This is a genomic window from Salegentibacter lacus, assembly GCF_020164555.1.
Lineage (GTDB): Bacteria > Bacteroidota > Bacteroidia > Flavobacteriales > Flavobacteriaceae > Salegentibacter > Salegentibacter lacus.
In genome coordinates, this window is the sequence record NZ_JAIQZB010000007.1 from 194,859 (window position 1) to 201,490 (window position 6,632).

4 protein-coding genes and 1 rRNA gene are annotated in these 6,632 nt (G+C 35.4%); 4 read left to right on the plus strand and 1 reads right to left on the minus strand.

The features are described from left to right. Positions 1-427: 427 nt before the first annotated feature. The 4 genes from LB465_RS07675 (at position 428) to LB465_RS07690 (ending at position 6,216) form a co-directional block, all read left to right on the plus strand. Entirely contained in the window at positions 428-2,647 is a 2,220-nt protein-coding gene (locus LB465_RS07675; protein WP_224468883.1) for an NADP-dependent isocitrate dehydrogenase, read from the plus strand. Between the two features lie 155 nt (positions 2,648-2,802). Next, positions 2,803-5,175, plus strand: a complete 2,373-nt coding sequence (locus LB465_RS07680; protein ID WP_224468897.1) for a TonB-dependent receptor — start codon at positions 2,803-2,805, stop codon at positions 5,173-5,175. 1 nt (position 5,176) lies between these two features. Then, positions 5,177-5,995, plus strand: a complete 819-nt coding sequence (locus LB465_RS07685; RefSeq protein ID WP_224468885.1) for a DUF4249 domain-containing protein — start codon at positions 5,177-5,179, stop codon at positions 5,993-5,995. Further along, a complete protein-coding gene (locus tag LB465_RS07690) occupies positions 5,995-6,216 on the plus strand; it encodes a DUF6095 family protein (protein ID WP_224468887.1) in 222 nt (73 codons plus the stop codon). The genes LB465_RS07685 and LB465_RS07690 overlap by 1 nt, the downstream gene beginning before the upstream one ends. Before the next feature lie 331 nt (positions 6,217-6,547). Here the strand turns inward: LB465_RS07690 and rrf are convergent. Next, positions 6,548-6,632, minus strand: a 5S ribosomal RNA gene (gene rrf, locus LB465_RS07695); the annotation flags it as partial.

A 6,632-nucleotide genomic window follows, 5' to 3' on the forward strand; every position in this document is an offset into this window, starting at 1 on the left:
TATTAAACTGAAATTCCAGGTAAAGCCTAAAAATCTTTACATATGGTTTTTATCTTCTATATAACGCTTATTTTTTGCCATGTCAAAAATAGTTTGAAAGATAAAAACCCCTTAGATTCAGAAATAAACTTCTCGAAGTTTTTAATTTTTGAATCATTGAAATAATGCACACCGGGATTTTTCCCTTAAAGAATTTCGAAAATTCAGTGAGAACGTATTATTTCAGTAGAAGCCATTTCATTTTAGTTATTAAGATGAAGTGGCTTTTTTCATGGATTTTTTTAAATAATTAACAGGCTTTAATGCTAGTTCAGCTATGATAAAAGCCTGAAAAATATTATATTGCGCAGAGCTCGAACGCCCAGTGAAAATTGGGCGTTTATTGAGTTTAGACATTTCAAAATTAATCAGCCATAAAAATTACAAAATGACACAGATTGGAAAGATCATTTATACCAAAACAGATGAAGCCCCGGCTTTAGCTACTTATTCTTTTTATCCTATTGTAAAGTCGTATACCAAAGCGGCGAATGTAGGTATGGAAACTAAAGATATCTCACTGGCGGGTAGAATTTTATCTCAATTCCCACAATACCTTTCAGACGATCAAAAAGTAAGCGATGACTTAGCCGAACTTGGAGATTTAGCTAAGAAACCTGAAGCGAATATTATTAAATTACCTAATATTAGTGCTTCTGTTCCGCAATTAAAAACTGCTATTAAAGAACTTCAGGAGAAGGGTTATAAGTTACCTGACTATCCGGACGAACCTTCAAATGATGAAGAAAAGAAAATTCAGGCCACTTACGATAAAGTAAAAGGGAGTGCGGTGAATCCGGTATTACGTGAAGGAAATTCAGATAGACGAGCTCCAAAAGCTGTCAAGAACTTCGCCAAAAAGCATCCGCATTCTATGGGAGAATGGAGTTCAGACTCTAAATCTCATGTTGCAACTATGAATGGAGGGGATTTTAAAGCCAATGAAAAATCCTTAACCCTTAGTGAAGAAACCGATGTGAAAATTGAGTTCACTTCTAAAAGCGGTGATAAAAAAGTGCTTAAAGATAATTTACACCTACTTAATGGAGAAGTTATTGATGCCACTTTAATGAGTAAAAAAGCGCTACTACAATTTCTTAGAGAGCAGGTAAAAGACGCTAAAGAAAAAGGAGTGCTCTTTTCTTTGCATATGAAGGCCACGATGATGAAGGTTTCTGACCCCATTATTTTTGGTCACGCAGTAAGAGTCTTTTTTGAAGATGTTTTCAGTGAATATGGAGAAGCACTTAAAAATGCAGGCGCCGATCCAAACAGTGGACTCGGTGATGTATTAAATGCTATAGAAAAACTTCCGGCAGATAAAAAAGCGGAAATAGAAGCTAAAATTAAGGCCGATCTTGAAGAAGGTCCGGATTTAGCAATGGTAAATTCTGATAAAGGAATTACCAACCTTCACGTACCAAGTGATGTGATTATAGATGCTTCAATGCCTGCAATGATTAGAACTTCCGGGCAAATGTGGAACAAAAATGACGAAACTCAGGATACCAAGGCGGTAATTCCAGATAGTAGTTATGCCCCACTTTACCAGGAGACTATTGAATTCTGCCAGAAGCACGGCGCTTTTGATCCTACTACAATGGGAACTGTTCCTAACGTAGGTCTTATGGCTCAAAAAGCTGAAGAATATGGTTCTCACGATAAAACTTTTGAAATTTCTGCTGCCGGAACTGTTCGGGTAGTTGATAAGAACGGAAAAGTTCTAACAGAGCATGAAGTAGAAGAAGGAGATATTTGGAGAATGTGCCAGGTAAAAGATGCTCCGGTTCAGGACTGGGTTAAATTAGCCGTGAACAGAGCCAAGGCAACTGGATGGCCAGCCATTTTCTGGTTAGACAAAAACCGAGCTCACGATGCCGAATTAATCAAAAAAGTAAATGAATATCTTCCAAATCACGATACTGAAGGTTTGGACATCAAAATAATGTCGGTTGCTGAAGCAACAAAATATACCCTGGAACGTGTAAAAGCCGGGAAAGACACAATTTCGGTAACAGGTAACGTTTTAAGAGATTATCTAACCGATCTTTTCCCTATTTTAGAAGTAGGAACCAGTGCGAAAATGTTGTCTATTGTTCCTTTAATGAATGGTGGAGGATTATTTGAAACCGGTGCCGGTGGATCTGCTCCCAAGCACGTACAGCAGTTCCTTAAGGAAGGTCACTTGCGTTGGGATTCCCTTGGGGAGTTTCTTGCACTTGCCGCCTCTCTGGAACACTTAGGAGAAAAGTATGAGAATAAGAAAGCTCTTATTCTTTCTGAAGCTTTAGACGATGCAACCAATAAATTTCTGGAAAACAGTAAATCACCTTCCAGAAAGGTAAATGAACTGGATAACCGTGGAAGTCATTTTTACCTGGCTTTATATTGGGCACAAGCATTAGCTGCTCAGGATAAAGATGCAGATTTAAAAAAGCATTTTGCTAATGTGACCTCAAAATTAGAAGAAAACGAAGAGCAAATCAATAAAGAATTAATTGATGCTCAAGGTTCTTCAGTAAATATTGGAGGTTATTATATGCCAGACGAAGACCTTACTTCTAAAGCGATGAGACCAAGTAAGCTTTTAAATGAGATTTTAGGCTAAAATACCCTAATTCCATATCTAATATAAAGCCGGAAAATATTTTCCGGCTTTATTATTTTAAATTTTCTGTTTAATCTTTTTAAACATTTCTTAATAATTTCTATAAACTTTTAGTTTACTTAGTATCTACACTATATTTACCTAAAAAATTGAAAATTTCATTTCCCTTTCCCCTTTTACTTTTCTTCCTTTTTCTTTTTGGAGGAATTAATGCTCAGGAGACGTATACTTTAAAAGGCACTATTACTAATGCATCGAGTAATGAGACCTTAATAGGAGTTAATATTATAATTCCGGAAGAACAAAAAGGCGTTGTAACCAATGAATATGGTTTTTACTCTATAAAGTTACCGGAAGGCACTTATATGGTTGAAATCTCATACCTGGGATTTCAAAGCCTTAGGGATACTATTACCATTACTGAAGATACCACCTTTAATACCGCGCTTACTGAAGGTTCAGAAAATTTAGATGAAGTGGTTATAAAATCTAATATTGAAGGTTTGAATATCAAAAGCCCTGAAATGAGCGTGAATAAACTTTCAATAAATACCATTCAAAAACTACCGGCGGTATTTGGGGAGGTAGATATTATAAAATCCTTGTTATTGCTACCGGGTGTTTCTAATGCCGGTGAAGGCGCTTCAGGATTTAATGTGCGCGGCGGCGCAGTAGACCAAAATCTTATTTTACTTGACGAAGCTACTATTTTTAATTCCTCTCACTTGTTTGGTTTCTTTTCGGTTTTTAATCCCGATGCGGTTAAAGATCTAAAATTATATAAGGGAGGAATTCCTGCTAAATATGGCGGACGCGTTTCTTCCGTCTTAGATATCTATCAGCGCGATGGTAATAGTAAAGAATTTAAAGCTCAGGGAGGAATTGGCGTTATCTCGAGTAGATTATTGGCTGAAGGCCCTATTGTAAAAGACAAAGGCTCTTTCCTTATAGGCGGCCGAAGTTCGTATGCGCATTTATTTTTGAAATTAGCCGATAACCCAAACTCTGCCTATTTTTATGACCTAAACACAAAACTGACTTATTCCTTAAATGAAAATAATAAGTTGTTATTTTCTGGATATTTTGGTCGGGATGTTTTCGATATAAATCAGAATTTTATCAACACTTACGGAAATTCGGTTTTTAACCTTAGATGGAATCACGTAGTTTCAGATGATATTTTCACAAACCTATCTCTTATCTATAGCGATTATTACTACGGACTCACCCTTGATTTTGTAGGTTTCAACTGGGATAGTGGCATTAAAAATTTAAATATTAAATATGACTTTAACCATTATTTAAACGACACTTTTCAACTAGAATACGGGATCCATAATACCTATTATGACTTTAACCCAGGAGAGATCGCGCCAATAGATGAAAATTCAGGCATAAATTACTTTAAACTTACTAATAAATATGCGTTTGAAAATGCGACTTATTTTTCGGTAGAACACAACATTTCAAATAAGCTTTCCGCAGAATATGGATTAAGATTCAGTAATTTCTTCAGGTTAGGGCAAAATAGTCTCAATGAATATGAAAATAACAATCCAATAATATATAATCCTGAGCTCGATATTTATGAGGAAGCCGAAGCTATTGGTCAAAGATCCATTTCAAGATCTGAAATATTAAAAACCTATTCCAACCTGGAACCACGATTGGCTTTAGCCTATAGTTTTAGTGAGAATCAATCGATAAAAGCGAGCTATAACAGAATGGCCCAGTATCTTCATTTAATTTCGAACACAAGCTCTCCTACCCCGCTTGACGTTTGGGCGCCAAGTGGTCCGTTTATAAAACCCCAAATTCTAGATCAATATGCATTAGGATATTTTCGTAATTTTAATCAAGGAAAATATTCGCTTGAAACCGAGGCTTTTTATAAGGACATACAAAATAGAATAGATTATGTAAATGGTGCAAACCTTATCGCGAACAACAATATTGAAACTATAATTCTTAATGGACAATCCAGAGCATATGGGCTTGAGGTTTTGGCTAAAAAGAATGAAGGTCGTCTAACTGGCTGGTTAGCCTATACTTTATCTAGATCTGAACAACAAACTCCCGGCAGAACGCCTAACGAAAGTGGAATCAATAATGGTAAATGGTATGCGACCAATTACGATAAAACACACGACATTAGTCTTACGGCTAATTATAATTATAGTAAAAAATGGGATTTTAGCGCTAATTTCGCCTTTCAAACAGGTTTGCCGGTCACCTATCCCACCGGACAGTATAATTTTAACGGAATAAACGTTCCCGTTTATGGAGATAGAAACAGCAATAGATTACCAGCCTACCACAGGTTAGATATTTCTGCAACCTACGTGCCCAAACCCAATAAAGAGAATGGCTTTAAATCTTCCTGGAATTTTGGTATTTATAATGTATATAATAGGAAAAACGCAAATTCAATAAGTTTTAGAGAGAACGATGACACCGGTCGTAATGAAGCTGCGAAACTAAGCTTATTTGGAATAATACCCTCGGTGACCTATAATTTTAAATTTTAAGATGAAGAATTTAAGTACTTTACTCATATTATTTCTAGTTCTAAGCTTATCTTCTTGTGAAGAGGTTATTGATTTAGATCTTGAACAAAGCGAACCCCGCCTGGTTATAGATGCGTCTTTACTGTGGTATATAAATACAAACGGCAATGAGCAACAAATAGTTTTATCAAAAACCACCGGATTCTATGAAGATGAACCGCAGCCTGTAGTTGAAGCCGAGGTGATTATTGAAGCGGGAAATGGTGAAGAATTCATTTTTGTGCATCAGGAACAGGGGATTTATACCAATGTGGCATTTAATCCTAAGTTTGAAGAAAATTATACTTTAGAAATAAACTATCAGGATGAAACTTATTCTGCTACTTCAAGTTTTGTTCCTGTAGCAGGTATAGATTATATTGAACAGAACAGCGAAGGTGGTTTCACCAGGGAAGATCTCGAAATCGAAGCCTTTTTCACTGATCCTGCAGGAGAAGATAACACCTATTTTTTTAGATTTAGTAACTTGACAACTTCAAAGGTTTCATTAGAGATTTATGAAGATGAATTTACAGATGGTAATGAAGTTTCGGCTTCATATTCTAATGATGAATTGACTGCCGGTGATGAAATTTTAATATCAATGGAGGGAATTACAAAACCATTTTATAATTACTTATTCATTCTTCAAACCCAGGGTGGAAACAATGGTGGAGGACCATTTCAGTCTCAGCCAGCAACCGTAAAGGGAAATATTGTAAATGAAACCAATCCAGATAACTATCCATTTGGATATTTTAGACTTTCAGAAGCCGATTCAACTACCTATATTGTAGAGTAATGAAACATACAAATAAAGAAATATTAGGAAAAGGAATTAAATACCTGGCTTTTGCCCTGCCATTAATATTTATTGGACCCTCAATTTTATTTACCGCTTTTAATAATCAGGATCATCCCTATTATATTCCAGTCCTAATTATTGGAATATTAGCTTTAATTGCTGCTATCTTATTATTATTTAAAGGAATAATGACGGTAGTAAAAGCTGTTTTTGATTGATTATATATCTATATCTGAAGAAATGTTATAGAGAAGTAGCAGGATCAAAACTATTTAAACTGAAAACCTTCCAGCAAAAAAACATCCAATAACATTTTCTTTTTAAAGTGAGGCTCCGAGGTTTTTATTTTTTCTTCTTGAACTGGTTTCAAAAAGGTTCTTTCGTGGAATAATATAAAATTCTGTTTATTCCAACTGATACTTAATAATTCTAATTACATTTTATAAAGAAGATTTGCAAATTAGATTCTTCCTTATAGCCAATGAACATTATTCCTTCACTTTATTTCATAAAAAAACCCTTCATCAAATAATGATGAAGGGTTCAAAAGAAAGGCGGCGACATACTCTCCCACAAATAGCAGTACCATCTGCGCTAACGGGCTTAACTTCTCTGTTCGGAATGGGAAGAGGTG

What these genes read in the sequence shown, in the direction of transcription:
- LB465_RS07690 (WP_224468887.1), top strand. Translation starts at nt 5,995, where the DNA reads ATGAAACATACAAATAAAGAAATATTAGGAAAAGGAATTAAATACCTG.
- LB465_RS07675 (WP_224468883.1), top strand. Translation starts at nt 428, where the DNA reads ATGACACAGATTGGAAAGATCATTTATACCAAAACAGATGAAGCCCCG.
- LB465_RS07685 (WP_224468885.1), top strand. Translation starts at nt 5,177, where the DNA reads ATGAAGAATTTAAGTACTTTACTCATATTATTTCTAGTTCTAAGCTTA.